This window comes from Bradyrhizobium sp. (assembly GCF_036009065.1).
Taxonomy (GTDB): domain Bacteria; phylum Pseudomonadota; class Alphaproteobacteria; order Rhizobiales; family Xanthobacteraceae; genus Bradyrhizobium.
Genome location: NZ_DASYMN010000119.1, coordinates 1 through 2,195, shown reverse-complemented (window position 1 = coordinate 2,195; position 2,195 = coordinate 1). Strand labels below are relative to the sequence as shown.

Genomic DNA, 2,195 nt, shown 5'->3' with positions numbered 1-2,195 from the left:
CTCGGAAGTCGTCGCCGAGCGTATCCTTGGAATAGGGGGCACCGCTGCGATTGCGGAAAATATAAGCCTCGCCATGAAGCTCAATCCCGAGCTGAGCGATGTAAGATTCAAGCGCTGCTAGCTACTTTCTGGCGCAAAATTGACGTTCTTGGAATTTGGCCGATGCCGCGACGTAAAGCAAACCCCGTCGGAAAGGCCGGCGGGGTCTGCAAGGCGTGAGATCGTGTGCGCGGGCCTATGGGACTGACTGCTTTGCCATGGCACGGCCGATGTTGATGAGGTTGTCGGCGATGACGCCGAGCCCGACCCAGCGCTGCATGCCGGCGGCGCCCTTGTAGCGGGAGCGATTGAGACCGTGTCGGCGTTTGATCCCGCTGATGCGACCCTCGCAGCCGGTGCGCCATTTCTGCCCGCTGCGGAACCAGCGCTTCTTCTGCTCGCGTTTGCGCTCGGCGCTTTTGGTCGAGCGATTGGGGATGCAAACGCGCTTGACGCCCTTGGCAATTGCCGCCGCCTCATTTTTGGCGGAGTAGAAGGCGGCATCGGCTGCCACCAGGCGCGGCGTGCGTCCGAGCTTTGCCTGATGTGTCTCGACCGCCGCAATCAGCAGGTCGGCATCGTTCGGCCGCTGAGCATAGACCTCATAGTCGATGACGATCTGGTTTTCCGCCTCCTGCAGCTTGACCATCTTGCCGAATTCGGTCGGCTTGCCGGCCTTGCCCTTGCGGATGATTTCCGTCGCCGGCTCGAACAGGCTCACGAGCTTGCCGTCGCTGCGGGTATCGCCGCGCAAGATGCGCGCGCGGGTCTGTTTCATCACCTGCTTGACGCGCGGCACCATCGCATCGATTTCCTGACGCAGGCCTTCCAGCCCCAGCTGCTTGACAACGTCCATCGATCGCTTGACGCCTTCGGCAATCTCCTTGGAGAAGCGCTTCGCTTGACCGACCACGCGGCTGGTGGAATTGAGCAATTGTTGGTAAGCGCGCTTGAGCTTCTCCTGCCCCTGTTTGGCCTTGGAGCGCGCTGCGCGCGCGATGTCGAGCATCCGCAGCTTCACGCTGCGGCTCCGATCACGCAGTTTTGCTCCGGCTTCGCCCACGATCTTGGTGATCTTCTTCATATTGCGGATCAGCACCCGCACGCCGTCGCCCAGCAAGCTCGAATCGGTCGGATAGTGGATGTTGGTCTCCACCACCGTGGTATCGACGCGCATGCGGCGGCCTTCGGTCAAGCCGTGGCTCTGCGCCAGGGCCACCATCCTGGCGTGGATTTGTTTGATCACGTCGCCTCCCAGCGCGACGCCCCAGCGCCCCATGGTCTTGGCGTCGGGGGCCTTGCCGGCGCCGACGCGGGTGAAGTCGCGATACACCAGATTGGCGCGCACCTCGCGCTCCACCACCGCATAGCTCCAGTTGCGGATGTGCTTGAGGATCAGCAGCCGCAACACCACCTCCGCCGCAACGCCCTGCCGCCCGCGGCTCTTGCTCTTGGGGTGACGCTTGCCCAAGGCGTCGTATACGAGCGTCACCAGCGTCTCATCCGCCAGCACCTGATCCGCGTATTGCATCCAATCGTCGCGCAGATCGCCCACCTCTTCGGCAATCAGGCCGTCGCCGAAGCTGCGCTGGGCGCGCCGCATCTCAATCATGTTTTCGGCTCCGCGGCTTTGCCGCCCTCGCATCCGGGCGCAGCAGGTCATGATTGAGTTCACAGATGGCCTCGATCGCCTCCTTCAGCTTCTGATAATTGGCCAGCGAGCGGCGAACCTCGGCGACGCGCTCGCGCCGCACACTGAACTGCCGGGTGCGTCCGCCGGGGTAGGTCACCGTCAGAACGAAGACATGGTGGCCTTCGCCGCGCGCGCATTTTGGGCAGCCCTTGCGGTGCCGGATGGTGCGCTCCAACAGCGAGCCGCGCAGCAACTCGCCGGTGACCGGCAGTTTGCCGAGGAGTTTCTCCCGCTTGTGCAGGGCTCGATCGCGAATCATTCATAAGAATGATTCATAGGCGGCCATCGGCGTCAATTGCAAATCCGTCCGACCTTGCAGTTTTCCGCAAACATTGCGATTCCACCCGCAGCCGCGCCGCCCGCAATTTTGCGCCAGAAAGTAGCTAACTGCACACGAAGGGGTTTGAGGGGTCACGACCCGCGCAAGCGATGGAGCATCCGATCCTCACCGTTCAGCAAGCCC

Annotated in this window: 2 protein-coding genes; both read right to left on the bottom strand. The window is 62.7% G+C overall.

Features of this window, described 5'->3' with window-relative positions; genetic code table 11:
- Positions 1-235: 235 nt before the first annotated feature.
- Positions 236-1,642: an ISNCY family transposase gene (locus VGP39_RS07685; protein ID WP_327567509.1), complete on the bottom strand. Its 1,407-nt coding sequence runs from the start codon at positions 1,640-1,642 to the stop codon at positions 236-238.
- 1 nt (position 1,643) lies between these two features.
- Positions 1,644-1,991 carry a DUF6788 family protein gene (locus VGP39_RS07680; protein ID WP_327567508.1) on the bottom strand — a complete coding sequence of 116 codons (348 nt, stop codon included), beginning with the start codon at positions 1,989-1,991 and terminating at the stop codon, positions 1,644-1,646.
- Positions 1,992-2,195 lie beyond the last annotated feature (204 nt).

Excerpts from the sequence above, each read along its gene's own strand:
- VGP39_RS07685 (WP_327567509.1), bottom strand. The coding sequence starts at position 1,642 with ATGCGGCGCGCCCAGCGCAGCTTCGGCGACGGCCTGATTGCCGAAGAG.
- VGP39_RS07680 (WP_327567508.1), bottom strand. The coding sequence starts at position 1,991 with ATGATTCGCGATCGAGCCCTGCACAAGCGGGAGAAACTCCTCGGCAAA.